Source organism: Citrobacter sp. RHBSTW-00859, assembly GCF_013729795.1.
Classification (GTDB): domain Bacteria; phylum Pseudomonadota; class Gammaproteobacteria; order Enterobacterales; family Enterobacteriaceae; genus Citrobacter; species Citrobacter braakii.
Window position 1 is genome coordinate 587,919 of record NZ_CP056284.1, and the last position, 26,321, is coordinate 614,239.

22 protein-coding genes, 1 other RNA gene and 4 pseudogenes are annotated in these 26,321 nt (G+C 51.7%); 12 read left to right on the forward strand and 15 right to left on the reverse strand.

What is annotated here, in order from left to right; all coding sequences use genetic code 11:
- Nucleotides 1-23 precede the first annotated feature (23 nt).
- The 7 genes from gatD to garD all read right to left on the reverse strand — a co-directional run bounded on the left by gatD (nt 24) and on the right by garD (nt 7,289).
- On the reverse strand, nt 24-1,067 hold the full coding sequence (gene gatD, locus HV302_RS02950; RefSeq protein WP_181626889.1) for a galactitol-1-phosphate 5-dehydrogenase: 1,044 nt from the start codon (nt 1,065-1,067) through the stop codon (nt 24-26).
- Nucleotides 1,068-1,111: 44 nt separating this feature from the next.
- Entirely contained in the window at nt 1,112-2,485 is a 1,374-nt protein-coding gene (locus HV302_RS02955) for a galactitol-specific PTS transporter subunit IIC (protein WP_016154648.1), read from the reverse strand.
- 4 nt (nt 2,486-2,489) lie between these two features.
- Nucleotides 2,490-2,774: a PTS galactitol transporter subunit IIB gene (gene gatB / locus HV302_RS02960; RefSeq protein ID WP_003828616.1), complete on the reverse strand. Its 285-nt coding sequence runs from the start codon at nt 2,772-2,774 to the stop codon at nt 2,490-2,492.
- A gap of 29 nt (nt 2,775-2,803) precedes the next feature.
- The gene (gatA, locus tag HV302_RS02965) at nt 2,804-3,268 is read right to left on the reverse strand and encodes a PTS galactitol transporter subunit IIA (RefSeq protein ID WP_019077770.1); all 465 of its coding nucleotides are present in this window, start codon (nt 3,266-3,268) and stop codon (nt 2,804-2,806) included.
- Between the two features lie 14 nt (nt 3,269-3,282).
- The gene (gene gatZ, locus HV302_RS02970) at nt 3,283-4,554 is read right to left on the reverse strand and encodes a tagatose-bisphosphate aldolase subunit GatZ (RefSeq protein WP_016154646.1); all 1,272 of its coding nucleotides are present in this window, start codon (nt 4,552-4,554) and stop codon (nt 3,283-3,285) included.
- Nucleotides 4,555-4,686: 132 nt separating this feature from the next.
- Nucleotides 4,687-5,541, reverse strand: coding sequence for a tagatose bisphosphate family class II aldolase (locus HV302_RS02975; protein ID WP_103284275.1), 855 nt, complete (start codon nt 5,539-5,541; stop codon nt 4,687-4,689).
- A 176-nt stretch (nt 5,542-5,717) separates the two neighbouring features.
- Nucleotides 5,718-7,289, reverse strand: a complete 1,572-nt coding sequence (gene garD / locus HV302_RS02980; protein ID WP_016154637.1) for a galactarate dehydratase — start codon at nt 7,287-7,289, stop codon at nt 5,718-5,720.
- 403 nt (nt 7,290-7,692) lie between these two features.
- Between garD and garP the strand changes: the two genes are divergently transcribed.
- The 11 genes and pseudogenes from garP to HV302_RS03035 all read left to right on the forward strand — a co-directional run.
- Nucleotides 7,693-9,027: a galactarate/glucarate/glycerate transporter GarP gene (garP, locus tag HV302_RS02985; RefSeq protein WP_003024898.1), complete on the forward strand. Its 1,335-nt coding sequence runs from the start codon at nt 7,693-7,695 to the stop codon at nt 9,025-9,027.
- A gap of 15 nt (nt 9,028-9,042) precedes the next feature.
- Entirely contained in the window at nt 9,043-9,813 is a 771-nt protein-coding gene (garL, locus tag HV302_RS02990) for a 2-dehydro-3-deoxyglucarate aldolase (RefSeq protein WP_005131731.1), read from the forward strand.
- A 30-nt stretch (nt 9,814-9,843) separates the two neighbouring features.
- Nucleotides 9,844-10,734 carry a 2-hydroxy-3-oxopropionate reductase gene (gene garR / locus HV302_RS02995; RefSeq protein WP_016154635.1) on the forward strand — a complete coding sequence of 297 codons (891 nt, stop codon included), beginning with the start codon at nt 9,844-9,846 and terminating at the stop codon, nt 10,732-10,734.
- Between the two features lie 65 nt (nt 10,735-10,799).
- The gene (gene garK, locus HV302_RS03000) at nt 10,800-11,945 is read left to right on the forward strand and encodes a glycerate 2-kinase (RefSeq protein WP_181626890.1); all 1,146 of its coding nucleotides are present in this window, start codon (nt 10,800-10,802) and stop codon (nt 11,943-11,945) included.
- A gap of 32 nt (nt 11,946-11,977) precedes the next feature.
- An RNA gene (gene rnpB / locus HV302_RS03005) (RNase P RNA component class A) lies at nt 11,978-12,354 on the forward strand.
- A gap of 275 nt (nt 12,355-12,629) precedes the next feature.
- Nucleotides 12,630-14,036, forward strand: a complete 1,407-nt coding sequence (locus HV302_RS03010) for a tyrosine-type recombinase/integrase (protein ID WP_181626891.1) — start codon at nt 12,630-12,632, stop codon at nt 14,034-14,036.
- A 308-nt stretch (nt 14,037-14,344) separates the two neighbouring features.
- Nucleotides 14,345-14,737, forward strand: a complete 393-nt coding sequence (locus tag HV302_RS03015) for a hypothetical protein (protein WP_063940174.1) — start codon at nt 14,345-14,347, stop codon at nt 14,735-14,737.
- Nucleotides 14,724-15,152 (forward strand): hypothetical protein, encoded by a 429-nt coding sequence (locus HV302_RS03020; RefSeq protein WP_063940175.1) that lies wholly within the window; start codon nt 14,724-14,726, stop codon nt 15,150-15,152. The genes HV302_RS03015 and HV302_RS03020 overlap by 14 nt, the downstream gene beginning before the upstream one ends.
- 218 nt (nt 15,153-15,370) lie before the next feature.
- Nucleotides 15,371-15,616 carry a hypothetical protein gene (locus tag HV302_RS28125; RefSeq protein ID WP_326928747.1) on the forward strand — a complete coding sequence of 82 codons (246 nt, stop codon included), beginning with the start codon at nt 15,371-15,373 and terminating at the stop codon, nt 15,614-15,616.
- 118 nt (nt 15,617-15,734) lie between these two features.
- Entirely contained in the window at nt 15,735-16,415 is a 681-nt protein-coding gene (locus HV302_RS28130; RefSeq protein ID WP_326928748.1) for a primase-helicase family protein, read from the forward strand.
- A gap of 56 nt (nt 16,416-16,471) precedes the next feature.
- Nucleotides 16,472-16,729 (forward strand): annotated as a pseudogene (locus tag HV302_RS03035) (IS3 family transposase); the annotation flags it as partial.
- Nucleotides 16,730-16,741: 12 nt separating this feature from the next.
- On the opposite strand, the gene HV302_RS03040 reads toward HV302_RS03035, so the two are convergent.
- From HV302_RS03040 to HV302_RS03050, 3 genes and pseudogenes are all read right to left on the reverse strand, one after another.
- A complete protein-coding gene (locus tag HV302_RS03040; RefSeq protein ID WP_001254932.1) occupies nt 16,742-17,893 on the reverse strand; it encodes an IS30-like element IS30 family transposase in 1,152 nt (383 codons plus the stop codon).
- Nucleotides 17,894-17,960: 67 nt separating this feature from the next.
- Nucleotides 17,961-18,218, reverse strand: a pseudogene (locus HV302_RS03045) (IS3 family transposase); the annotation flags it as partial.
- A gap of 72 nt (nt 18,219-18,290) precedes the next feature.
- A pseudogene (locus HV302_RS03050) lies at nt 18,291-18,845 on the reverse strand (IS30-like element IS30H family transposase); the annotation flags it as partial.
- Nucleotides 18,846-18,909: 64 nt separating this feature from the next.
- On the opposite strand from HV302_RS03050, the pseudogene HV302_RS03055 reads away from it, so the two are divergent.
- Nucleotides 18,910-19,514, forward strand: a pseudogene (locus HV302_RS03055) (IS3 family transposase); the annotation flags it as partial.
- Between the two features lie 165 nt (nt 19,515-19,679).
- On the opposite strand, the gene HV302_RS03060 reads toward HV302_RS03055, so the two are convergent.
- The 5 genes from HV302_RS03060 to HV302_RS03080 form a co-directional block, all read right to left on the reverse strand.
- The gene (locus HV302_RS03060; RefSeq protein ID WP_003029591.1) at nt 19,680-20,684 is read right to left on the reverse strand and encodes a LacI family DNA-binding transcriptional regulator; all 1,005 of its coding nucleotides are present in this window, start codon (nt 20,682-20,684) and stop codon (nt 19,680-19,682) included.
- A gap of 29 nt (nt 20,685-20,713) precedes the next feature.
- A complete protein-coding gene (locus HV302_RS03065; RefSeq protein ID WP_003029589.1) occupies nt 20,714-22,114 on the reverse strand; it encodes a sucrose-6-phosphate hydrolase in 1,401 nt (466 codons plus the stop codon).
- Nucleotides 22,114-23,484 carry a sucrose-specific PTS transporter subunit IIBC gene (locus HV302_RS03070; protein ID WP_000345204.1) on the reverse strand — a complete coding sequence of 457 codons (1,371 nt, stop codon included), beginning with the start codon at nt 23,482-23,484 and terminating at the stop codon, nt 22,114-22,116. Before HV302_RS03070 ends, HV302_RS03065 begins: the two co-directional genes overlap by 1 nt.
- Nucleotides 23,485-23,621: 137 nt before the next feature.
- Nucleotides 23,622-25,139 carry a carbohydrate porin gene (locus HV302_RS03075; protein WP_003029587.1) on the reverse strand — a complete coding sequence of 506 codons (1,518 nt, stop codon included), beginning with the start codon at nt 25,137-25,139 and terminating at the stop codon, nt 23,622-23,624.
- Nucleotides 25,140-25,304: 165 nt separating this feature from the next.
- Nucleotides 25,305-26,228: an aminoimidazole riboside kinase gene (locus HV302_RS03080; RefSeq protein WP_181626892.1), complete on the reverse strand. Its 924-nt coding sequence runs from the start codon at nt 26,226-26,228 to the stop codon at nt 25,305-25,307.
- Nucleotides 26,229-26,321: the final 93 nt, after the last annotated feature.

Consider the following 26,321-nt stretch of genomic DNA (forward strand, 5'->3'; position numbering starts at 1 on the left):
GCGCAGGTTGCTGGCTCGTTGGGTCAGGAGAGTTTGAGCAGAATTTTCCCCTGCATCGGCGCGCCATTGAGTGACTTGACTGCGCTGGCAAAGCTGTCGGCATCACCACTGTGGGCAATTAACGGCTCAAGCTGTAAGCGTTTCTCCGTGAGTAAACGGGCAGCGGTTTCCCACTCTTCTCCAGGCCATGGGCTGGAATAGTTCATCCAACTGCCAAGGATGGTTAACTCTTTACGCAATATTTGCCCAAAAACACCTGAAGCTAGCGCCAGATCGTGATGCAGCGTACCGACTAATGCCAGTTGAGCGCGAGGTCCGGCAATTTCGATCGACAGAGTAACAGTTTGTGGGGTTCCCGCAGTCTCCAGGATGAGTTGGTCAAATTGAATGTTCTCCAGACTGGAGTAGATCTCGGTCGCACTCATCTCCCGACTGTTAAACACATAGGTTGCCCCCAGTTCTTTTGCTAACGCCAGCTTCTGCGGGTTGATATCAATCGCCGTGATGCTTTTTGCGCCGAGTTCGCGAGCACATTGCATTGCCAGTAAACCGATAGTACCTGCACCAACGATGATCACGTTTTTGCCTTCGCATCCCTGAGCGAGGTGAAAAGCATGCAGGCCAACGGTAATGGGCTCAATGAATGCGCCATCATCAATCGGCATTTCTGAAGGCAGGCGGAACAGGTTGGCGCGTTTTACCACCACATATTCTGCATTGCCGCCTTCGCTGCGCGATCCGACAAACTGATATTGCTTACACAATGAGAAATATCCACGCTCGCACTGAGGACAGTGGAAGCAGGGGAGCAGCGGTACGCAGGCAACGGCATCTCCGGGTTGTAGATCGGTTACGCCCGCGCCGTAAGACTCAACATAGCCACTGAACTCATGCCCAAGTGTGATTGGATAATAGTGAGCGCCATGATTGAAGACTCGGGGAATATCTGAGCCGCAAAGCCCTGAACTGACCACCTTGACCAGTACATCTTCATCAGTTTGTAGTTGTGGTATGGGACGTTCTTCAACGCGTACGTCGCCCTCAGCGTGAATAACCACTGATTTCATAAGTGTCTCCAGAAAAGTGAAGGGGAGCAAATGCTCCCCAGAAATTAAGATGCGGTCTGGCTTTCTGTTATGGCTGCCGCTTTTTCAGCCGCCACGAAATTACGCGCCCGACGCCAGGTCAGCAGTACACCCAACAGGTAAATAGCACCGATAATGATGAAACCCACCACGTTCTGCCAGGTGAAGAGCTGGATTAGCAGCCAGGTGATTGGGGAGCCGCCCTGGTCCATTGAAGCCACCATGCCACCAGCTTTCAATGCGCCCGCATTGGCGGCTAGCTGGGTATGTAAACCAATGGTTTGCGTGGCTATCCACAGGGTGATACCCATGATGATGACGCCGGAGATCAGCGTGCGGAAAAGGTTTCCCTGATGAACGGCTACCGCCATGGCGACAAAGAAACCAATGGTCGCGAGATCGCCGAATGGCAGAACCTGGTTTCCTGGTACCAGAACGGCAATCAGAATGGTCAGCGGGATAAAGATAAGACTGGCGGAAACCACTGACGTATGGCCGAGCAGTAGCGCAGGATCCAGGCCAATCAAGAACTCCTGGCCACCAAATTTTGCCTGCAGGCGCTTGCGAGCATGCTTTGCAATGGGAGTGAGTCCATCCATAATCGGTTTAATGACGCGCGGCATGAGCAACATAACGGCAGCTGTTTTAACCGCCAGTTGGAGTACAGCTTTAACGTCATACCCTGCCAGCATGCCGATCACTAACCCCATCACAAAACCGACGGTCACGGGTTCGCCGAAGGGGCCGAAGCGTTTTTGTACATCATCCGCACTGAAATGAATGCGGTTCAGACCTGGGATTTTTTCAATGATCGTATCAACCAGGACCGCTATCGGGCCCAGATATGCCGAGGAACCATGTGGAATGGCGATGCCTTCCAGGCCAAAAAAGTCGCGCGTGTCTTTGGCAAACCAGTCGCCCAGTTTGTAGACGAAGGCGGCATGAACAACCACACCGAGGATGCCCAACCAGTATGAACCGGTCGCCAGATGCAACATGGCGCCGGTAAACGTCATATGCCAGATATTCCAGATGTCGACATTCACCACACGGGTCATGCGGGTAACCAGCATCAGGATATTCACCCCAATGGCGACAGGAATCGCAATTAACGCAATTTGCGAAGCCCAGGTCATCGGTGATGAACCAGGCCAGCCGACATCGATGACGTGCAGGTTGATTTGAAACTGTTCTGCCATTGCTTTTGCGGCAGGTCCAATAGAGTCCAGCATCAGGCCGATTACCAGACCGATGCCGACAAACCCAATCCCGATATGCAGACCAGATTTAAAACAATCCCCGAGCTTCATTCCCAGCAATTTTGAGAAGATGATGATCACTAACGGCAGCATAACCGTTGGACCTAAATCGAGGATATAACGCATTATTTCGCTAAACATGGCGTTACCCCACGAGGATGGTCAGGATTTTTTGCTGCAATGCTTCGATACCCACGCCTGAGACAAAAGGCATGCCGTGAACCACCGGGATATCGCCAAATGTACGGTCAACGCGAGCCGTGGTACAAATGAGGTCTGCGCCGTCCATGTAGGTTTCGATTTCTGTTACACGACACTGAACCAGGTCGAGTTGTATATTGTTGGCTTCACAGAGTTCTTTAATTTCTTCTGCAGCCATTGTTGAAGTTGCTACAGCACCGCCACAGGCCACAATTACTTTACGTTTCATAGGGTATTCCTTTTATTATCAGTTTTTTATCAAATCTGGGCACAGAGCTCAGACTCAAGGATTTTTTCCCGAAAGAGCATTGCCAGTTCTGCATCGGGCGCATTCAGTAATGCTTCAATGGTGTTCGGGTTTTGTAGCTCACTAAACAGACGACGCAGGAGCTTCAGTTGTGCCGTCGGGTTCTCAACGATTAAGGCGATAATTAAAGAGACGGCGATCTCTTCATCATCATCCGCTTGTTGAAAGTTGACCGGTGTATCCGGGCGAATCAGATAGATAGCAGGAGATTTAGCATGGACAGCTTCACAATGTGGAATCGCAACGGCATGACGTTCCAGCGCTATTCCAGTTGGAAAGGTTGCTTCACGCTCAATCAGGGCCTGCGGGTAACTTTCGTGCACGACCCCTTTGGCCAGCATCTCCTCCCCAATATGTGTCAGCGCATGCTGACACGAGCTAAAGTTAATTCCTGTTCGGACAAAAAGTTGGCTCATATATTCTCCTGATTTCAGGCAAGTGCTGGTGCGCAACCAAAGCGATAGGCGCGCAGAACGTCCTGAATTTTGTCGATAATCAGATTGTGTGGCGTCGCGGTTAACGTTCCTTCAGACAGACGCTCAAATTGCACGGGCATAAACTGGCTAATTAGCCCCAGTGGTAAAGCGACGTCATTAAGATTGGTTATTAATTTCTCTACGCTTTGACGAATGCGGGGATGCGGCCAGTAGTAACGAATACGGTCGGAGAGACTGAAGTGAATATCAACCATCGCCTGACTCCAGGTTGGGCGATAGTATTTTTTCCAGTAGTCCGGTTCATTCAACATAACTTCGTCAATCACTTCCAATACCCGGCTTCTTTGCTCCGGAGATACCAGTTCATTTTCCATTTGCGCAAGGGCAAAAATAGCTTCACGCAGAGCGAAGGTGAGTGCTGGACCCACTTTCAAAATCGCATAGTGATCGCGTACCAGCGCACGGTATGCCTGGCGGGTTTGATAATCGGTAGAATGCGCTTCGTAGACCATTGGGGTCTCTTTGATCCAGGCGGAAAGCGCTTTTGCAGCTTGTGGCTGATAGTGAATAATTTGAGTGTGATCGAATTCGACGCCGGGCTGGACCACAATGGCGATTACGCGCGTTAACGCTTCTTCAAGCCCTAATGCACTGAAGGCAACCTGATGGGTTTCCAGTGTCCGGGCGGCATCTTCTTCACGTGTGACATGAACGCTACCGATGGTGGTGGCTTCTCCACCAGGTACGGGAACTTCAGTGCCAATCACGTAAGTCAGTTGGCGTTTCTGTTCTTCGGTTGCTGTTGATTCTGCTGCCTGGCAAAGTATGGCTGCTCGCTGAGCAACAACCATCGGGTCTAGCGGTGTCGGATCGTCAGCGCAGGACATTGAAGCATCAAGATGGATTTTGCTGAATCCTGCGGCGACGTAAGCTTTAATCAAGGCTACGGATTTCTCCATCGCTTCTGCCGCTACTTCATTTTGCCAGCAGTTAGGGCCGAGGTGATCGCCCCCCAGGATCAGTCTTTCTCGAGGGAAGCCAATTTCTTGTGCGATGCCATAGACAAAATCACGGAAATCGGCGGGTTTCATCCCGGTATAGCCACCAAACTGATTAACCTGATTAGACGTTGCTTCGATCAGAACTTTACTGTCCGTATTGAGATCAAAGCGTAATGCGGATTCAATGACCAACGGATGTGCTGAACAAACAGAACAAATACCTAAATGTTCACCTGCTTTATGACGAGAGATTATTTCTTTCACTTCTATCTCCGATATCTTTTGTTTATCTTCATAATATTTTTGGATTGAAGGCAAAGGGTAAAAGCAGCTTTCGTGATCCAGCTTTAAAACAGACCTTTGCCAGAATTCATACAATTCATATTAATCAGTTACTTATAGTTTTCCTTCGCAACCGCAGTCGGCAATGACTTTACGTACCACTTCTTTCATGGCAGCTTTTGCTGGCATCATGTAATGCCGTGGGTCATTCGCATTGGTATGTGTACTCAGATAGGTTTTGAGTGCGCCAGAAAAGGCGATTTTGAGTTCGGTAGCGACGTTGACTTTGCAGATCCCTAAAGAGATGGCACGCTTAATATCATGTGCTGGCAGGCCGGATGCGCCATGTAGAACCAGTGGAATATCAACGGACTGACGAATTTCTGTTAGCCGTTCAAAATCCAGTTTAGGTTCAGTGCTATACAGTCCATGAGCTGTGCCAATCGCGACCGCCAGTGAGTCGATACCGGTTTTTTCCACGAACTCCCGAGCCTGTTCTGGGTGGGTATAAAGCGCATCTTTTCCGTCCACGATTAGGTCATCTTCTTGTCCACCCAACCGTCCGAGCTCAGCTTCAACGCTAACGTCATAGCGGTGGCAGTAATCCGTTACGTGTTTAACTAACGCAATGTTGTCGACAAACGGCAGATGGGAACCATCGATCATGACGGAGCGAATACCTGTAGCGACTTTCTCTTCAATATCGGTGGCGCTTTCATGGTGATCGAGATGGATGGCGAGAGGATGGTTCCAGCATCTTGCCAGTTCACTGGCGATTGCAACGATATTACCGACACCGGCATAGCTAAAAGTGCCAGGCGTGCCGGCGACGATCAACGGAGAGCGTAGTTCGGCTGCTGTTTCCACGACAACCTGTAAGGTCTCCAGGTTGTGAATGTTAAACGCCGGTACGGCATAGCCTTCTCGCTGTGCCTTCTTCAGCATCATTTTGCTTGAGATGATAAACATACTTCCTCCGAAGTCTTTCGATTGCTTTCTTCGAAATAAAGTATAGGGTTTCGTAACGTTTTTTTGTGATTTCGATCTGATAAATGAAAGTTTCGAAAGAAAAGGGAGGGTTACGAAAGCATATGGCAAAAAAAAGCATGCCCGAAGGCATGCTCATGAAGAAAAAACGTGGATAATCAGGTCACTGGCGCCGGGTTAAACACCGCCAGCTGGTTATGCAGTCCCCATTGATCCGAGAAGGTTTTCTTACGCCCGCTGGCGACGTCGAGAATAAACTCGAACAGTTTCAGACCCACGTCTTCAATGGTTTCTTCCCCGGTGGCGATGGTGCCTGCGTTGATGTCCATCAGGTCAAACCAACGGTTGGCCAGCTCGGTTCGGGTCGCCATTTTTATCACTGGCACGGCCATCAGGCCGTACGGCGTACCGCGACCGGTGGTGAACACCTGCACGGTGATCCCGGAAGCGACCTGCTGCGTACCGCAGACAAAATCACTGGCGGGTGTAGCCGCGTAAATCAGGCCGCGTTTGGTTGGGCGTTGACCCGGCGACAAGACTTCGACAATCGCGCTCTTGCCAGACTTGGCAATAGAACCCAGCGCTTTTTCCACCACGTTTGCCAGACCGCCTTTCTTGTTGCCTGGAGAAGGGTTGGCGCTGCGATCCGTTTTGCCCATATCAAGGTAGTTATCGTACCAGGCCATCTCTTCAAGCAGGCGTTTACCTACTTCTTCGTTAATCGCACGTGGGGTCAGAAGATGGATGGCATCGCGCACTTCGGTAACCTCAGAGAACATTACGGTGGCGCCGCAGCGTACTAACAGGTCGGAGGCATAACCTACCGCCGGGTTGGCCGTCACGCCGGAAAACGCATCGCTGCCGCCGCACTGCATGCCGACCACCAGTTCTGACGCCGGGCAGGTTTCACGCTGGCGTTGATTGAGTTTTGCCAGATGGCGTTCCGCCACCTGCAAAATATCGGCAACCATCGATTGAAAGCCAACATGTTTTTCATCCTGCAGGCTGACGATGCTGGCGCTGTCGACCGGAATACTTTTCACGTCGTGCGTGCCTTCCAGCAGGCGCTCTGGCTGCAGTTTTTCGCAGCCGAGGCCAATGACCATCACTTCACCGCCAAAGTTCGGGTTTAGCGCAATATTGTGAATGGTACGAATCGGCACGATGGCGGCTGGGGCATTAATTGCCACGCCGCAGCCGTACAGATGATTGAGTCCGACCACGCCGTCAACGTTCGGGTATTTGGGCAGCAGATCGCGCTCAATGATTTTCACCACATAATCCACCACGCCCGCCACGCAGTGCACGCTGGTGGAAATACCGAGCAGATTCTTGGTGCCGACACTACCGTCCGCATTGCGATAACCTTCGAAGGTGTAACCCTCAAGAGGCGGCAGCGGCTCTGGCACTTTGGTTGCCAGCGGCAGCGTCTCCAGCGGCGGGGCCTTGGGTAGCTCAACCATTGATTCATCAATCCAACTGCCGCGTGGGATATCGCGAACGGCATAGCCTATCACTTCGCCATAACGCACGATTTCGCCGCGAACAGGAATATCCAAGAGCGCCACTTTATGTCCCTGGGGAATATGTTCAATGAGTTCCAGTCCGTCTGGAAAACGCGTCCCAGCTTTCAGACCATTGTCATTGACAATTATCGCCACATTATCTGTTTCGTGAACTTTAATATAAAACGCCGTTGGCGATTCTTGTCTGATTTCGATGTCGGCCATTGTCCAGTATTCTCCAACAAGGTGGTGATAATAGTGTGGATATTTATATTTTGAATCTAATTATAAGTAATAAAGATTCGGTATCGTGAAATAAGAATGTCAGGAGTTTATCGCCAAGAATGTGATGATGATCACTTAAACTCAGCAAGGCCGCCCCACCAGGGGTAGCAATACGTAAATGTGTGCATTAGCGCCCATGCATGTGTGCATATGCTCAAAACATTATTTTAATAACGCATGTTTAATGAGCGTTTGCACAATGATTAACGTTGCGCTGCTGATTATACTAAATCACGGTTTCATAGCGTCTGATAAATTATTATGCGTTCTTATTATCAGTAATTTATCACTAGGAATATCTACCCAATAATAATAAAAAATTAATGTACCCGAGGTAATTAGAATGATTCTGGATACAGTTGTCGAGAAAAAGAAAGGCACGCACACCCGTTACTTAATATTGCTGATAATATTTATCGTTACAGCCGTTAACTATGCGGACCGTGCAACGCTGTCAATTGCCGGCACGGAAGTGGCGAAAGAGTTACAGCTCAGTGCCATCTCAATGGGGTACATTTTCTCCGCTTTCGGCTGGGCTTACCTGTTAATGCAAATCCCCGGCGGCTGGCTGCTGGATAAGTTCGGTTCTAAGAAAGTCTACACCTACAGCCTGTTCTTCTGGTCGCTGTTTACCTTCCTGCAGGGCTTTGTAGACATGTTCCCGCTGGCCTGGGCGGGTATTTCAATGTTCATCATGCGCTTTATGCTGGGCTTCTCGGAAGCGCCGTCCTTCCCGGCGAATGCCCGTATTGTGGCAGCCTGGTTCCCGACGAAAGAGCGCGGTACGGCGTCCGCAATTTTTAACTCCGCACAGTATTTCTCTCTGGCGCTGTTTTCGCCGCTGCTGGGCTGGCTGACCTTCGCCTGGGGCTGGGAACACGTCTTTACCGTGATGGGCGTGATTGGTTTTGTGCTCACCGGACTGTGGGTAAAGTTTATTCATAACCCAACCGATCACCCGCGTATGTCGCAAGAAGAGCTGAAGTTTATCTCTGAAAACGGCGCGGTCGTGGATATGGACCATAAAAAGCCGGGTGATGTGAAGTCAGGCGGTCCTAAATTGCATTATATCAAGCAGTTGCTCACTAACCGTATGATGCTCGGCGTGTTCTTCGGACAGTATTTTATCAACACAATTACCTGGTTTTTCCTCACCTGGTTCCCGATTTACCTGGTACAGGAAAAAGGCATGTCGATCCTGAAAGTGGGCCTGGTGGCTTCGATTCCTGCGCTGTGCGGATTTGCCGGTGGCGTACTCGGCGGCGTGTTCTCTGATTATCTGATTAAACGTGGCTTCAGCATCACTCTGGCACGTAAGCTGCCGATTGTGCTCGGAATGCTGCTCGCCTCGACCATTATTCTGTGTAACTACACCGATAACACCACCCTGGTGGTGGCGCTGATGGCGCTGGCGTTCTTCGGTAAAGGCTTCGGGGCGCTGGGATGGCCGGTGATTTCCGATACTGCGCCGAAAGAGATTGTCGGTCTGTGCGGTGGGGTATTTAACGTATTTGGCAATGTGGCTTCCATCGTCACCCCGCTGGTGATTGGGTATCTGGTGAGCGAGCTGCACTCATTTAATGCTGCGCTGATGTTTGTAGGGTGCTCGGCGCTGATGGCAATGGTTTGCTACCTGTTTATTGTCGGTGACATTAAACGTATGGAATTGCAGAAATAAACAAAGGTGTAAGCGATGAATAACACGATTTTTCCGAATAAGTTTAAAGCGGCTCTCGCGGCGCAACAGATTCAGATTGGCTGCTGGTCTGCATTAGCCAGCCCAATCAGTACCGAAGTTTTAGGCCTGGCGGGTTTTGACTGGCTGGTGCTGGACGGCGAACACGCGCCGAACGACATATCGACGTTTATCCCGCAATTGATGGCGCTGAAAGGTAGCGCCAGCGCGCCGGTAGTGCGCGTACCGACCAACGAGCCGGTAATTATCAAACGCCTGCTGGATATCGGATTTTACAACTTCCTGATCCCGTTCGTGGAGACGGAAGAAGAGGCGGTGAACGCCGTGGCGTCGACCCGCTATCCGCCGGAAGGTATTCGCGGCGTGTCCGTATCCCATCGCGCCAATATGTTTGGCACCGTACCGGACTACTTTGCGCAGTCGAATAAGAACATCACCATCATCGTGCAGATCGAAAGTCAGCAGGGCGTCGATAACGTTGACGCAATCGCGGCGACAGAAGGCGTCGACGGGGTCTTCGTCGGCCCAAGCGATCTGGCTGCGGCGTTAGGCCACCTCGGCAATGCGTCACACCCTGATGTGCAGAAAGCTATCCAGCACATTTTTGCCCGCGCGAAAGCACACGGCAAACCAAGCGGCATTCTGGCCCCGGTAGAGGCGGATGCGCGTCGTTATCTGGAGTGGGGCGCGACGTTTGTTGCCGTTGGCAGCGATCTTGGCGTGTTCCGTTCAGCCACGCAAAAATTGGCTGATTCTTTTAAGAAATAACCCCCCTCGACAGTAGAGAGAGATAAAGACATGACAATGAAAGTTGGTTTTATTGGCCTCGGTATTATGGGTAAACCAATGAGTAAAAACCTCCTCAAGGCAGGTTACTCGCTGGTGGTTGCTGACCGTAACCCGGAATCCATTGCGGAAGTGATTGCCGCAGGCGCAGAAACCGCCGCCACGGCGAAAGATATTGCCGAGCAGTGCGATGTGATCATCACCATGCTGCCGAATTCTCCGCATGTGAAAGAAGTGGCGCTGGGAGAGGGCGGCATTATTGAAGGGGCGAAACCGGGGACAGTGCTGATCGACATGAGCTCCATCGCGCCGTTAGCCAGCCGTGAAATCAGCGACGCGCTGAAAGCGAAAGGCGTGGATATGCTGGACGCGCCGGTAAGCGGCGGTGAACCGAAAGCCATCGACGGTACTCTGTCGGTGATGGTTGGCGGTGATAAAGCGATTTTTGACAAATATTACGATCTGATGAAAGCGATGGCAGGTTCCGTGGTACATACCGGTGATATCGGCGCGGGTAACGTCACCAAGCTGGCGAATCAGGTGATTGTGGCGCTGAACATTGCGGCAATGTCGGAAGCGCTGACGCTGGCGACCAAAGCGGGCGTAAACCCGGATCTGGTGTATCAGGCGATCCGTGGTGGGCTGGCGGGAAGCACCGTACTGGATGCGAAAGCGCCGATGGTTATGGACAGAAACTTTAAGCCGGGTTTCCGTATCGACCTGCATATTAAAGATCTGGCGAACGCGCTGGATACCTCTCATGGCGTTGGCGCTCAGTTACCGCTGACTGCTGCAGTCATGGAGATGATGCAGGCGCTACGCGCTGATGGGCTGGGCACCGCCGATCATAGCGCACTCGCATGCTACTACGAAAAACTGGCGAAAGTGGAAGTCACTCGCTAACAAGAAGGGCGCGGATGCGCGCCCTGTATTTCTTGCCTTGCGCGGCACTGTCAGGCTACATAACTATGAAAATCGTAATTGCCCCAGACTCTTATAAAGAAAGCCTTTCTGCCACCGAGGTAGCTCAGGCAATAGAAAAAGGATTTCGGGAAATTTTCCCCGATGCGCAATATGTTTCTGTCCCGGTTGCCGATGGCGGTGAAGGAACGGTCGAAGCCATGATTGCCGCTACGCAGGGGAGTGAACATTCAGCGTGGGTGACAGGGCCGCTGGGCGAAAAAGTGAATGCCTGCTGGGGCATGTCTGGAGATGGTAAAACCGCGTTTATCGAAATGGCGGCAGCCAGCGGTCTGGCGTTAGTTCCTCCTGAAAAGCGTAACCCGTTAGTCACCACGTCGCGCGGCACCGGGGAGTTGATTTTGCAGGCGCTGGATAGCGGTGCGCAGAGCATCATTATTGGTATTGGCGGCAGTGCGACCAACGACGGCGGCGCGGGTATGGTGCAGGCGCTGGGGGCGAAACTATGCGACGCCAACGGGACAGAGATTGGCAACGGTGGTGGAAGCCTGGAGAGTCTGAACACCATCGATATAACGGGCCTGGATCCGCGCTTAAAAACCTGCTCAATTCGCGTGGCCTGCGATGTGACCAATCCACTTACCGGCGTTACTGGCGCTTCGCGCATTTTTGGCCCGCAGAAAGGGGCGACGGAAGAACGCATTATCGAACTAGACCGCAATCTGTCTCACTATGCCGACATCATTAAAAAATCGCTGCGGGTTGATGTGAAAGACGTTCCTGGCTCAGGTGCGGCAGGCGGAATGGGCGCCGCGTTAATGGCTTTTTTAGGTGCGGAGCTGCGCAGTGGTATTGAGATTGTGACCCAGGCGCTAAATCTGGAAGAGCATATTCATGACTGTACGCTGGTGGTGACCGGAGAAGGGCGGATTGACAGCCAGAGCATTCACGGCAAAGTGCCGGTGGGTGTGGCGAATGTCGCGAAGAAGTACCACAAGCCGGTAATTGGTATTGGCGGCAGCCTGACGCGCGATGTGGAGGTGGTGCATCAATATGGTATCGATGCGGTGTTTAGCGTATTAACCACCATCAGCACGCTGGAAGAGGCTTTTCGTGGGGCATTTGATAATATTTATCGCGCTTCAAGAAACATCGCCGCCACGTTGGCGATAGGAATGCGCAGTGTGGGGTGACAATGCCCCGCAAACCCTCTATACTGCGCGCCGAAGCTGACCAGACAGTCGCCGCTTCGTCGTCGTCCTCTTCGGGGGAGACGGGCGGAGGGGAGGAAAGTCCGGGCTCCATAGGGCAGGGTGCCAGGTAACGCCTGGGGGGGAAACCCACGACCAGTGCAACAGAGAGCAAACCGCCGATGGCCCACGCAAGTGGGATCAGGTAAGGGTGAAAGGGTGCGGTAAGAGCGCACCGCGCGGCTGGTAACAGTCCGTGGCACGGTAAACTCCACCCGGAGCAAGGCCAAATAGGGGTTCACAAGGTACGGCCCGTACTGAACCCGGGTAGGCTGCTTGAGCCAGTGAGCGATTGCTGGCCTAGATGAATGACTGTCCACGACAGAACCCGGCTTATCGGTCAGCTTCAACTTCTTTAAAAACAATAAGTTGATGTATCTCAGGCACTTAGAAGCATAAATGAGATACAGAATGGGATACATCAACGATTGTTACCTACCTCATACGCTTCAGCGTAACGGCGTTTTTTACGCCTACTTCAGATTGTCTGATAATCAATTTTTCCGTTGCTCGCTTGGTACAGATAGCCCACGCCGATGTCAGTTCCTGATCTCCCGACTAACGCCATTCTTCACTCTTTTGCGATCTGGTACTATCCACCGCGATCAGTTAAAGAGAATCATACGAATGATGAAAAAGCTCTCCCAGCATGATATTGATGCTTTCGTAGCCGCGCAACATGCAGAGATTTATGGTTATGTAGAGAATATCCCCGCTGACGCTCGCCAGCGAAAAATAAGGGGAGATGTAACCCCACCATTATCACCAGATACTGGTCGGGCGTTCGCACAGTTTTTTCAAGAGTTCTATGAAGATCAACTCTTCAACGGCGAAGCATCCCCGACGGAATCTTTTTTTCTTGAGTCTCTGGCTCAGCGTTTCGATATTTCAGGTATGGAAAGTGCCATTGTCGCAGCAGCATCCAGGTACGACATTCTTTTGCACCAGTCGCAGAAGGCCAATGCAGCTTTTCTGAGTAAAGATTTTTCGACGTACTCCCAGATCCTCGCCGATATGAAACAGAAAATCCCTCCACCTGTCGCAGTGTCTCCGGTTGAAGAGCCTGCGCCAGCGATGACATTGCAAGAGGCATGGGATGGTTTTCTGGTGTTCAAATCAGATTGGAAACCGAAGATTCGGAAGGGGAACGAAAAGTACTTCACGGTTATCAGGGAAGTGCTGGGGGCTGATACGCCAGTGAACAAAATCACCCGTCGCGATATCAAAAACTTGCTCGAAGTGGTGGAGGGTCTACCCCGTCAGAACAAGAAGCCATATAACAAGATGACGGTTCGAGAGTGTTTAGATTTGGATGAGATTCCCGAGGATGACCTTGTAGCACCGAAGACCGTAAAGGATTATTTGAAGCTATGCCAGGGGTTGTTCTCTACATACCTGACGTCAGAAATTGATATTTTGGCAGCCTCGCCGACGCTAAACGTCCATTATGAGGCACAGAGCAAAAGCTATGGTCACTATAGCCTCACCGAAATGCGAAAGCTGGTGACCTATTTCAGGTCTCTATCTGGTTGGAAAAAATGGATACCTCTTCTTCTTGCTTATACTGGTGCAAGGCGGGCAGAGATAGCAAAATTAAAGCGTTCGGATATTCGTCTTGATGATGATTCTCAACGGTACTACATCATGATTGATGATACCAAAACCGAGGCTGGGACAAGACAAGTCCCACTGTCCCTTAGTTTGATTGAGCATGGCTTTCTGGAATATGCTGCGGGATTTTCTGCGGATGATTCTATTTTCCCGGAGATCACAAACTACAACCAGATCACCCGATTTTTCCATGATACTCGGGAAGCACTTGAGATCCCTTATTTGGATGATTACAAGCGTAGACGTATCGTGCATAGCTTACGTACGACTCTGATTACTGAGGCCACTAAAACTAATGAGCGCTTTCTTGTGCAACAGTTTGTTGGGCATGAGCATAGCAACTCAGGGCAGATCCAAGTTTATACCCGCAAGTACCTTGTGTCGGATTTACTCACTGTAGTTGATGGCATTTGCTGGGACTAAACTCCCGTCAACTTTCCTGTAAGTGCAGGGGGGATTCCCTATGCTTTTATAAATCATGGCAAACAGCGTGTGTTTCTCATCAAGCACGCCACTGCTTGATATGGTTTAGTTTATTGATTTTAATAAGGAAATTCATAAATAGCTTGACAAATGAGAATGATTCGTGTTATTATGTAATTAAGGGGAAGATTTCCCCGACATCCCACCGAAACACATAAAATCCCGCAGGTGCCAGTTTCTGCCTCTTCTCCTTGGTAGGCTGGATCAATCCGCTTGCGGGTTTTTTATTACCATCAGGAAATCATTATTTGGAAAATAAAAACTTAGCGTCAATCGACGTAACGGACTCCGCACGTCTGCGCGGCAAGGTTGACCACACCACATGGCACGCGTGCAAATCGCGGCTAAAGCTACTGGGCCTGCCCCAGACACCGAAACGAATCGGCTTCCTTCTGTGGTTGGAACACCAGCAACATCACGTCTTCACTTTTGAAGAGTACGTGGAGAGATGGGGCTACAACAACGCCCATCTGCATCTCAATGAGTATGAAAAAAGCGGACTTATCCATCATCGCGACGAGTATTTTCTCAGCGAAACCGCCACCAGCACCGATAGCCCATTCCGCTGTAAGTGCTGCCAATCCATCAATCTGAACAAAATCCTTAAAGCAAAGGAGCGCATTATTAATGAAACTAACTAAAGAGCAAACATCCCTCATCCAGCGTCTTTATGACGAACGTATCACGCAAGCGGAAAAAGTAGCCTTGTCCGAAGTCAGCACCACCATCATCTTCAATGAGGTGTTCCCGCTGGTCATCACTAAGGCGGCAGCTTACCTGGACAACGGTTACATCCTCAATCCTCAGGCCTGCAACCATTATCAATCTTCGCCTTTCTTCGAGGTCAGCATGTTTAAACCGGAGATTCTGCTGGTACAGGAACGCCAGGAGGCTGTAGCGGCGGCATCTGAACGTCTGAAGTCGGATATCGCCGCAGAAGTGTTGGAAATCGTCCGTCAACAACGCCAGCGAAAGCAGGAAGCAGCATCCGCCGAACAGTCAGCCAAAGACGCTATCACTACTGAACAAGCGATCTTCGCAGCATTCGAGGTGTGATGGTAGACGCACAATTTCAACAGTTCGCTATGCCGTCAGATTCCCGGCGGTTAGCCTCCCGGCAACGCCCGGCTTACAGAGAAATGATGTCCTCACTCCAGGATGGAAAAGACCCGATTACGGGCACCAGACTAAATTCTCCATGCATCGACCATGACCACGATACAGGGACATGTAGGTTGGTCCTCAATCGCTCAACAAACACGTTTGAGGGAAAGGTGCGAGCCTTCCTAATTCAGCAGGGTTGGAAGCCGCCGCAGTTCGCTCAGCCGTTATTTGATGCATGGTTGGGACGTAATGATGCAGTAACCACGCAACTTTATGAGTTCGCTCTGGAGATCTGGCACTACCTTAGCTGGGAACATTTCCTGAAGTACATCAGAAACCTCGGCGTTTATTACGGGACAGCATGGGCGTACTACGACCATTTGCTTTATGAAAAGCCTTCAACAACAGGAAACTAAGCCATGCAGTTAATCGTTCCAAAAGACATTGAACAATGGTTAGACGAAACGCGCGAACACCGTTCACGCGCAGCACAGATTATTAAACTTTTATACGACGCACAGGAGCACGACACCTATGACCCAAAAGACAACCACATGCACGACCCCATCTCCAGTTGAAGCCTTCGCGTTACACTTGCGTAGTCAAGGATACGCCCTGATTTCGCTACCTGGTGGCGTTAAGTTGCGCAATATCAACACAGGCACCGATCATAGTCTCGATTCCCTTGCGGTACATTACGCTCGTTTTTCAGGGAACTCATGGAATCCACTATGGCAGTCCGTTGTATTTCGAACACTTCCATACATTGCCCAAAGTATCTTCAATCCGGCGTTGCCGTCTGGCCTTTCTGACGATGGGATGCTTAACACATTTCGCAAATTCTCCAGTGACAAGTCTCCAGTAGACATCCTTACACCATGGTTTGAATACTTAGTGAGGATGTTCCCTGATGGAGACGATCGCGCCAACGTCTGCGCTTGGTTAGCTCACTGTTTCCAGCGCCCAGAAGAGCGTCCAACATGGCATCTTGTGATCCCATCTGATACCGGTACGGGCAAAGGATTTCTCTTCCAGCAGATACTTTCACCGCTGCTGGCGGGGCAAACAAAGCATTATTCGAGCTACTCCCAACTAACCGAAAAACATAACGGCGCGTTAGCCGATAATCTGATAATTGTTTTCGATGATCCTCCGAAAGCAAGCCGCCGAGTTGCAGAATCACTGAAGTCTATACAGACTGAAGTGGCACACTGAATTTGGCCACCTGAACAGAGGTGATATGCTCACCTCAGAACAACACAGGTGCTCCAATGAAAAAAAGAAATTTCAGCGCAGAGTTTAAACGCGAATCCGCTCAACTGGTTGTTGACCAGAACTACACGGTGGCAGATGCCGCCAAAGCTATGGATGTTGGCCTTTCCACAATGACAAGATGGGTCAAACAACTGCGTGATGAGCGTCAGGGCAAAACACCAAAAGCCTCTCCGATAACACCAGAACAAATCGAAATACGTGAGCTGAGGAAAAAGCTACAACGCATTGAAATGGAGAATGAAATATTAAAAAAGGCTACTGTAGATTCAATCTGTCAATGCAACACCCCTTTCAATTATCTCTTTCGGTGTTTTGAACTTCAGTGTCTTTCTCGGTCTGTTGTTTAGCTGAGCAGCAACCAGATCTAGTTCATGTTGAGTATATTGGGCAAGACATGTCTTTTTAGGAAAGTACTGCCGAATTAGCCCATTTGTGTTCTCATTTGTTCCCCGCTGCCAAGGACTCTGAGGATCGCAGAAGTAAACTTTAACGCCGGTGCTGACAGTAAATTCTAGATGTCTGGCCAGTTCCATTCCTCTGTCCCATGTCAGTGATTTTCTGAGTTCTGACGGTAAACTCAGGAATTTGTCGGTAAGAGCCTGATTTACTGAGACAGAATCTTTGCCCCTGAGTCTAAGGATGATCGTATAACGTGATTTTCGGTCTACAAGTGTGGCTATATGAGAGTTTTTTGTACCTGAGACTAAATCGCCCTCCCAATGCCCCAGAGAGCGTCTGTTATCGATATTTCGGGAACGTTCGTGAATTGGTGTTCCGTTCACTATGTTAATCGTACCTCTTTCGCCTTTGCGGGTATGACGCCTGCCATGGCGAAGGCTATGCGACCGTCGCAGATGCTGTATATTCAGGTGGTGTAGCGCTTCACGGCTACGAAAGTACAGCGTTTTATAAATTGTCTCAGGTGATATTCGCAGCGTTTTTTGACGTGGTTTTGTTCGCCTTAACCATCCTGATATTTGCTCTGGAGACCATTTCATCTCCAGCTTTTCCAGAACAAGCTTTCGCAATGGTAAATTTTGATCCAGTAAGCACGGTTTTGGCCTTTTCGCCATTCTGTTGGCTCGGTTATTAGCATCAACAGCTTTGTAATAGCGTCTGCCCCGATTACGCTGAACTTCACGTGAGATCGTCGAAGGACTGCGATTCAGCGCAGTAGCTATCGCACGAATGCTCATTTTGGCTGACAAACCAGCTCGTATCTCCTCGCGCTCAGACAGTGTCAGGTGAGCTACAGCCCGCTTACGCTCATGGGGTTTTATGCCGCCAGTATCCCTTAACATAGTGAAGATCGTTCCGGGTTTTGAACCCAGGATATTCGCTATTTCACTGAAGCCTGTTCCGTTCTTCCATAGTTCAAAAACAGAGGCTTTTTCCTCTGCTGTAAATGTTCGTCTCATTCAAAAAACCTCCGCAACCCCATGTTTTCACATAACTGTTGCGTTGACCAATTGAATCTACAGTAGCCTTTTTTAATATTTCATTCTCCATTTCAATGCGTTGTAGCTTTTTCCTCAGCTCACGTATTTCGATTTGTTCTGGTGTTATCGGAGAGGCTTTTGGTGTTTTGCCCTGACGCTCATCACGCAGTTGTTTGACCCATCTTGTCATTGTGGAAAGGCCAACATCCATAGCTTTGGCGGCATCTGCCACCGTGTAGTTCTGGTCAACAACCAGTTGAGCGGATTCGCGTTTAAACTCTGCGCTGAAATTTCTTTTTTTCATTGGAGCACCTGTGTTGTTCTGAGGTGAGCATATCACCTCTGTTCAGGTGGCCAAATTCAGTGTGCCACTTCAGTTCAGGTGGTGTAGCGCTTCACGACTACGAAAGTAAAGCGTCTTATAAATTGTCTCAGGTGATATTCGTAGTGTTTTTTGACGCGGCTTCGTTCGCCTTAACCATCCTGATATTTGCTCTGGGGACCACTTCATCTCAAGCTTTTCCAGAACAAGCTCTCGCAACGGCATATTCTGATCCAGTAAGCACGGTTTTGGTCTTTTAGCCATCCTGTTGGCCCGGTTATTCGCATCAACGGCTTTGTAATAGCGCCTACCACGATTACGCTGAACTTCACGTGAGATTGTTGAAGGGCTACGATTCAGCATTGTAGCGATGGCTCGAATGCTCATTTTGGCTGACAAACCAGCTCGTATTTCCTCGCGCTCAGACAGCGTCAGGTGAGCAACAGCTCGCTTGCGCTCATTGGGTTTTATGCCGCCAGTATCTCTTAACATCGTGAAGATGGTCCCTGGTTTCGAACCCAGGATATTAGCTATCTCACTGAAGCCTTTTCCGTTCTTCCACAGTTCAAAAACAGATGTTTTTTCCTTTGCTGTAAATGTTCGTCTCATTCAACAATCCTCCGCAACTACATGTTTTCACATGACTGTTGCGTTGACCAATTGAATCTACAACCGCGCTCTTGATGCCAGACTCCCTGAACAATTCTCGTTAATCGGGAAACTCAGAGCGCAGTATCCTGTGGTCACACTTTGCCACGTGTTCGGGGTTCATCGCAGCAGCTACAAATACTGGGGAAAAAGCCCCGAAAAGCCAGACGGCAGGCGAGCTGTGTTACGCAGTCAGGTTCTGGAACTGCATAACATCAGCCATGGCTCTGCTGGCGCAAGAAGTATCGCGATTATGGCAACCCTGAAAGGCTTCAGAATGGGACGCTGGCTTGCCGGAAGGCTCATGAAAGAACCGGGTCTGGTGAGTTGTCAGCAGCCAACTCACCGGTATAAACGTGGTGGTCATGAACACACCGCTATCCCGAATCGCCTTGAGCGACAGTTTGCAGTGACAGAACCGAATCAGGTGTGGTGCGGCGATGTGACGTATATCTGGACAGGCAAGCGTTGGGCTTACCTTGCTGTTGTTCTCGATCTGTTCGCAAGGAAACCTGAGGGTTGGGCAATGTCATTCTCACCGGACAGCAAGCTGACATCAAAGCGCTGGAAATTGCGTGGGAAGCTTGCGGTAAACCCGCCGGAGTGATGTTCCACAGTGACAGTAATAATGCCGGTGTCAGTCTTTACCACCACTCAGTTTGCCGTTTAACCCGATTGGTGTGATTACTGATGCAGTGAAGACCTTTCCGCATCACATCACTACAAATATTGATTTTTGATTGTTGGATTCGCACCAGATTTCACCTCTGTAGGGTATTCAAAAATGCTCAGTTATTACTGATGCCTAAACTGCAGCGTTGCGGGCAGGTAGCGTTGTAGCGTTTCGGGCGTATCGCCCTCGATCAATTGGCTTATCAGATCATAGCAGTGCCAGGCCAACTGGCGGTTATCCTGCTGTACGGTATCGATACGCAGCGACAGCGAATCATAAAGATAGTGATCGTCAAAGCTCGTCAGATGGATATCTGAGTCGAGTAAATGGTGCTGGCTCATATAGCGCAGTACCCCTTCGAGCAGTCCACAGGCGGCAGTGAACAGCGCCTTAGGCGGCCGCCCAAGTCGCGCGCAGAGTGCGGCGAACATCTCATAGCCTGAGCTCGGGTGGTAGTTACCGTTAATCACCCATTCCGGGCGCAGTGCAATACCCGCCTGAGCCAAACCCTGCGTGAAGCCGGTCAGACGATCGCGTGAAGGCGACAGACGCGACTGACCGCCTAAAAACCAGAACTCATCGCTATGCTTAGGTGCAATGCGGGAAATCAGTTCCGCCGTTGGGGTAATCGAATCAGTCATCACCAGCGGCAGCAGGCTTTCATTAGGACAACGGTCAAACAGCACTACTGGCAGTTGTTGGCTGAGCTTAAGATAGTCGGCATCGTTGTGCATACATGAAGCGACGATCAGACCGTCAACCTGGCGGGAAATCATGTTATTGACCACCACGCTCTCCTGACCGGGGTTTTCATCAGTACAAGAGATCAATAGCTGGACGCCTGCTTCGCGGCACAGCATTTCCAGCTCATGTGAAAAGACCGCAAAGCCGTGGTTGGTGATCTCCGGCACCACCAGTCCGATGGTGTGGCTGCGGTTGTCGCGCAGCGAGCGGGCGTGAATGCTTGGCTGATAGTGCTGCTCACGGGCAATCGCCAGTACTCGCTCACGCGTTTCCTGCGCCACACGCAGCTCCTTACCACGACCGTTCAGTACTAGGCTGGCGGTCGCTTTTGAGACGCCAGCCTGTTCGGCGATATCTTTAATGGTTACGCGTTTAGTTTTCATTACGACGCCATGAGCTTGAGGCAAAACGCTTATTCTACCATGCAAGTTCGCAGCGGCCAGTAGCAGAATGCGTCCGGTGTGATGCCAGAGAACATTAGCTGCCCTGAACAGGCCGGGAAGTAGCGGCAGCTCATCACTCCTTCGCCGCCGTTGATGAAAATCTCCACGCTAGACTGGTCGATGAAAATATGCAGCGAGCGGACGTCTCCGCGCCAGTAACGATAATGCTTCTCGTCGCTGGCCAGACTGGGTCGGGCCAGGCGGATCCCGCTGGCATCGCGTTCAAGGATTAATGCGCCGTCAAAATCGAGGCTCAAAATATCGTCCCCAGTGGTTTGTAGAACGATTTCCATCGGTGCCAGCGGCAGGGAGTTCCCTGCCCAGCCGTGCGCTTCGCCGCGCAGGGCGCTCAGCTCTCGTAGAGGACGTTGGTATAGCTGACCATCGATAAACTCCAGCTCACGCAGGCAGGTCATCTGATGGATCCAGCCGTTGGTGAGGGTCGGTTGAAGCATCTCTTCGCCCTCCGGCACGCCCATCCAGCCGACCAGCAGACGGCGGCCATCACTGGTAAGCATGGTTTGCGGGGCGTAGAACTCAAACCCTGCGTCCAATTCGTGCAGTTCGCCATGCTCGAAGGCCGCGCGGTGGTAGTCGAAATCGCCGCTCATCCACACTGCCGGGTAGGTGTTGAGATAGCGCTCTTTCTCACGAGGCACGCCCTGCGGGCAGCAAATCAGGACATGCTGGTCGCCGAGGGCAAACAGGTCCGGGCATTCCCACATATAGCCCGCGTCGTCCAGGCCATTGATGCCATAACCGGCGATTTCGCCCTGACTCGTCCACTCATGAAGGTCCGCTGAGCTGAATAACAACACCTTGCCACGCTTTTGCAAATCCTGTGCGCCCAGCACCATGTACCAGCGACCTTCGTGCTGCCAGACTTTCGGGTCACGCACGTGGCCGGTATAGCCCTCCGGCAGCGGTAATACCGGGCCGAGTTTGGTAAACGTGCCGTCGGCATTTTCCGTCGCCAGGCACTGCCACGCGGTTCGGCTGCCGTCGTCAAATTTTACGTTGCCGGTATAGCACAGGGTGAGCGTGCCCTGACTATCCACGGCGCTTCCGGAGTAGCAGCCGTTGCGGTCATACTCTTCATCCGGCATGAGCGCGATCGGCTCATGTTGCCAGTGCAGCAGGTCGGCAGAGCTCCAGTGCCCCCAGCACTTGAACTTATGATCGCAGGCGAGCGGGTTCCACTGATAAAACAGGTGATAACGTCCGGCAAATTCAATAAAGCCGTTGGGATCGTTCATCAGCCCGGTCACCGGCGCATGGTGCCAGCGGGGATAGTGGCTGTCGGCCAGCGCGCGCGGCTGGCCCTGCATAACAGCCTGCAAAATCGCAGGCAGGCGTGATGGATGTGACATTATTCAGCGTCCGTTTTGTATTTCAGTACCAGGGAGACGACAAAGGCGACGCCAAAGGCGATAACCATCCCGATAATGTAGTTCAGCAGCGAGCTGGCCTGCACGATAGCCATGCCAGGGATAGCCGTCAGGCCCACCGCGGTCATGTAAACATGCATGGATACCACCCACGCGCCGCCCACCGCGCCGCCAATCAGGGCTGCGATAAACGGTTTTACAAAGCGTAAGTTAATACCAAAAATCGCCGCTTCGGTGATGCCGAGCATGGCAGAAAACGCCGAGGGCAGGGTAATGGCTTTGATTTTGGCATCTTTCGTTTTGAACCACACCGCCAGACAAGCACCGCCCTGAGCGACGTTGGCCATCGCCCAAATCGGCAGCAGGAAGTTGACGCCGATGGATGGGTTGCCCAGCAGTCCCGCTTCGATGGCGTGGAAGCTGTGGTGAATACCGGTAATGACGATAACCGAATAGAGACCGCCAAACAGCAGTCCGGCCAGCCAACCGGCGTGGGTAATCAGGGTGCTAAGGACAAACGAAATACCGTCGCCAAGCGCGCGACCAGCCGGGCCGATAATCAGCAGGGCGATAAAACCGGAAATGATCACCGTCAGGAACGGCGTCAGGATCAGATCCAGTGCATCGGGGATCACGCGACGCAGCTGTTTCTCAACGATGCTCATAAACCACACCGCCAGCAGCACCGGGAACACCGTGCCCTGATAGCCGATCATGGCAATCTCAAGGCCGAAGAAGTTCATGGTGTGGAAACCGGCGGCCACACCCCAGGCGTTGGTGAGCGCCGGGTGAGTCAGGATGCCGCCAAGCGTCGCGCCAAGATAAGGATTACCACCGAACTCGCGGGCGGCGGTGAAGCCAATCAGGATCGGCAGAATAATAAACGCCGCTGAGCTGCACATATCCAGCATGATGTAGATGGCGTTACCCGGGTCGACCCAGCCGTACGTTTTAACCATCCCCAGAAGGCCCATCAACAGGCCGGAGGCGACGATAGCCGGGATGATCGGCACAAAGATGTTCGACAACAGGCGGGCAATGCGCTGGAAAGGATTCAGTTTTTTCGCCGCAATGTCGGCAGCTTCCGATTTGCTGGATTCGCCAATCCCTGCCGCCTGGATAAAGGCGGCGTAGACTTTGTTCACCACCCCGGTGCCGAAGATAATCTGCATCTGTCCGGCGTTACGGAAACAGCCCTTCACCCCATCAATTTTGCCGATGGCCTGCTGATCGGCCAGTGAGTCATCGACCAGCACCAGGCGCAGGCGTGTGGCACAGTGCGCGGCGCTGGCGATATTTTCCTTGCCTCCCAGAAGCGGAAGTAGCGAGCGGGAAATCTGTTCAAAATCCATAGTACCCTCTGAATGCGTATTGATTTTCGAGTTGTCGTCCCGTGGTAGCCGGAGCGCATTCTCTTCGTTGTTATTGTGTCCGGGGCGACGAAACGTATTTTGTCGCCCCGGCGGTTACTGTCGCCAGGTGTTAACCATCAAAACCAGGTTTCCATCTGCATCCCGAACGACCATTCGCCGCCCGATTTAAAACCACTGCTGCCCAGCGCGTCATCGCTGGCGTAATTATTGAGTTTTTTGCTCCAGTCCATCCACGAGGTGTAAAGACGGATTTCAGGACGGCTGAAGAAATCGCCGATGTCGCCAACCTTAAAGGTCGGGGCGAAGGTGAGCTTGTAGAAGCTGCCGTTTACCGCATGGCGATCGTTATAACCTTCAGGTTTGAGATCCATATACTGGTAACTGCCTTCATAAGCGAGGGCGAAGTTTTGATTGATCTCCTGGATCAGACGCATGTTGAGGGTTGCCCACTGGTAGCTGTCGCCATCGACATAACGGTCTTTACTGGTTTGTGCCAGTATCGCCGGGGCGATAAACCAGTTCTTGCTCAGTGGCGTGGTGCCGTAGCTGGCGAAGCGCCAGGTGTTAGCCCCCGAGCGTAACGCGCCGTCAGAGCCGACACCTTTAACTTCGGCACCCAGTCCGTGACCGTAGAGCAGGGCGGTTTTGCTGGCACCTTCACGCAGGCCGTAAAAACTGTCGTTGTGCAACCCGAGCAGCGCATGTACACCGGTATTTGCCGCATCGCCTTTGACCGGATTACCGTTGGTATCCTGGCGTTCGTCGTTGTCTTTTGCCCGCATCCCGCTGACCATCATCTGCACCGGCCCGATGAAATTGTTCATGCTGACGATGTAGTTCTGCACACTGTTGCTGGTATCAGCAATATCGCCGAAGTTACGCCCGTAAAGAGAGAAGTTGCTGCGAACGCTGTCGTTCCACCTGACATCGTAAATACCGCCGCCGGTACCGGCGAGGAACACGACATCCGAGTCGATCCAGTGAATGTCAAAGTTATCCCGGTCAAAGCGTTTCCCGGCCCACAGGGTGGAGCCTTTAAACGGCCCGTCGAAGGTGGGCAAGTTGCCCAGTTCAACAAAGGCCTGACGCACGTTCAAATCACTGGTGCTCGCCGTCCAGTCGTTATAAGTGGTTTGACCGTCGGCGACCATGACTTTGAAGCGGGTCGTTGCCCCGTTATCCAGGGTCTGCTTATGTTCAAGATTCATTTCAACATAGGTATCGGCCTGGTTTCCCAGGCGGCCAATAGCCCCACCGGTTTCCCCTGCTGGCGTCATGTAGGCTCCGGATTTGGTGCTGGCGCCGGAGTCATTCATTATCACGCCGGAGCGGGCGTAGCCGTGGAACTCAAACCCGCTTTTCTCATCGGCTTTTTTCTCCAGTTTGGCGGTACGCTGAGCCACTTCCTGAGTGCTGTCCTGGGTTTTTTGTTGCTGTGTCGTGAGCTGCTGTACTTTCTTCTCTGCCGACTCTGCGCGGGTTTCTGCCGTTTGCGCTCTGTTTTCGGCATCCTGTAAGCGTTTTTCCAGCGCAATTAAACGGGCTTCGATACTGCTGAGATCCGTTTGTGCATGGGCTGAGGCGGCGCCGGTTAGCAAAGCGATAAGAACCGCGAGTGTGCTTTTTCTGAACATATTGATTGCATCCCAAAAGGAAAATAAAAAATTGTGTGTTTTTGCTAAACCGGTTTAGTTGCAATGTTAAGCACGACATTTAACATTTTGAAATTGATTTTGCTAAACCGGTTTAATAAGTGTGATGGATGCAACAAAGTGGACCGCGTACGACGGTATTTAGGATCAAATCTGGCGGTGTAGATCGCGCTGGTATGGCAGGGCAGTCATCGCGCCTTTCGCCAGGGTTGCCAGGGCACCGCAGGTTTGCGCCAGAGCGAGCGTTGGCTCCAGGGCATTGATATCCGCCGGCATCCCGTTGGCAGCAAGGCTGGCAAGCAGTCCGGCGACAAACGCATCGCCCGCACCGGTGGTATCCACGCTGACAACCGGTTTAGCGCTGAAATGGATAAACTGCTGCTGGAATGCGGCGATGACGCCCGCTTTACCCTGAGTCACCAGCAGTAATTCAGGCTGATAACGCTCAGTGATGCTGGCGATCCCCTGCGCGATATCATTACTCCCGCTGATGAGTATCAGCTCTTCTTCGGACAGTTTCACCACGTTCGCCAGACGCAGGGCGCGGTCGAGACAGGCGTGCAACAGGTTCTGATCTTGCCAGAGATCCAGGCGGATATTAGGGTCAAAGCTCACCCGGCCACCGGCACGTTTGATGTTCTCCATAGCCGCGAAGGTAGCACTGCGGCTGGGCTCGGCGCTGAGCGCGATGGAGCAGATGTGCAACCAATGTCCGGCGGCAAACTGTGGCAGGTCTTCTTCAGCCAGGAACAGGTCAGCGCTGGGGCGTACCATAAAGGTAAAGGTGCGTTCACCTTGGTCATCAAGGTCGACCACCACAGTGGACGTGCGGTGATGATCGTCAAGATACATATGGCTGACGTCGACCTGCTCCTGTTGCAGGGTATGACGCATGTAGCGGCCAAACGGGTCACCGCCGACGCGGCCGATAAATCCGCTGTTGCCGCCAAGGCGGGCAACCCCTACCGCCACGTTAGCCGGCGCGCCTCCAGGGCACTGTAGCAAGCGCCCTTCACTCTCCGGTAGCAGGTCCACCACTGCGTCGCCCAGAACCCAAACTTTTGCTTTCATGCTAAAACCCTCCAAGGCTAAACTTAATTAAACCGGTTTAGCATATTAAATCACAGTGAATGAGTGGGGGAAAGTTCCAGCCGGAAAAGCACT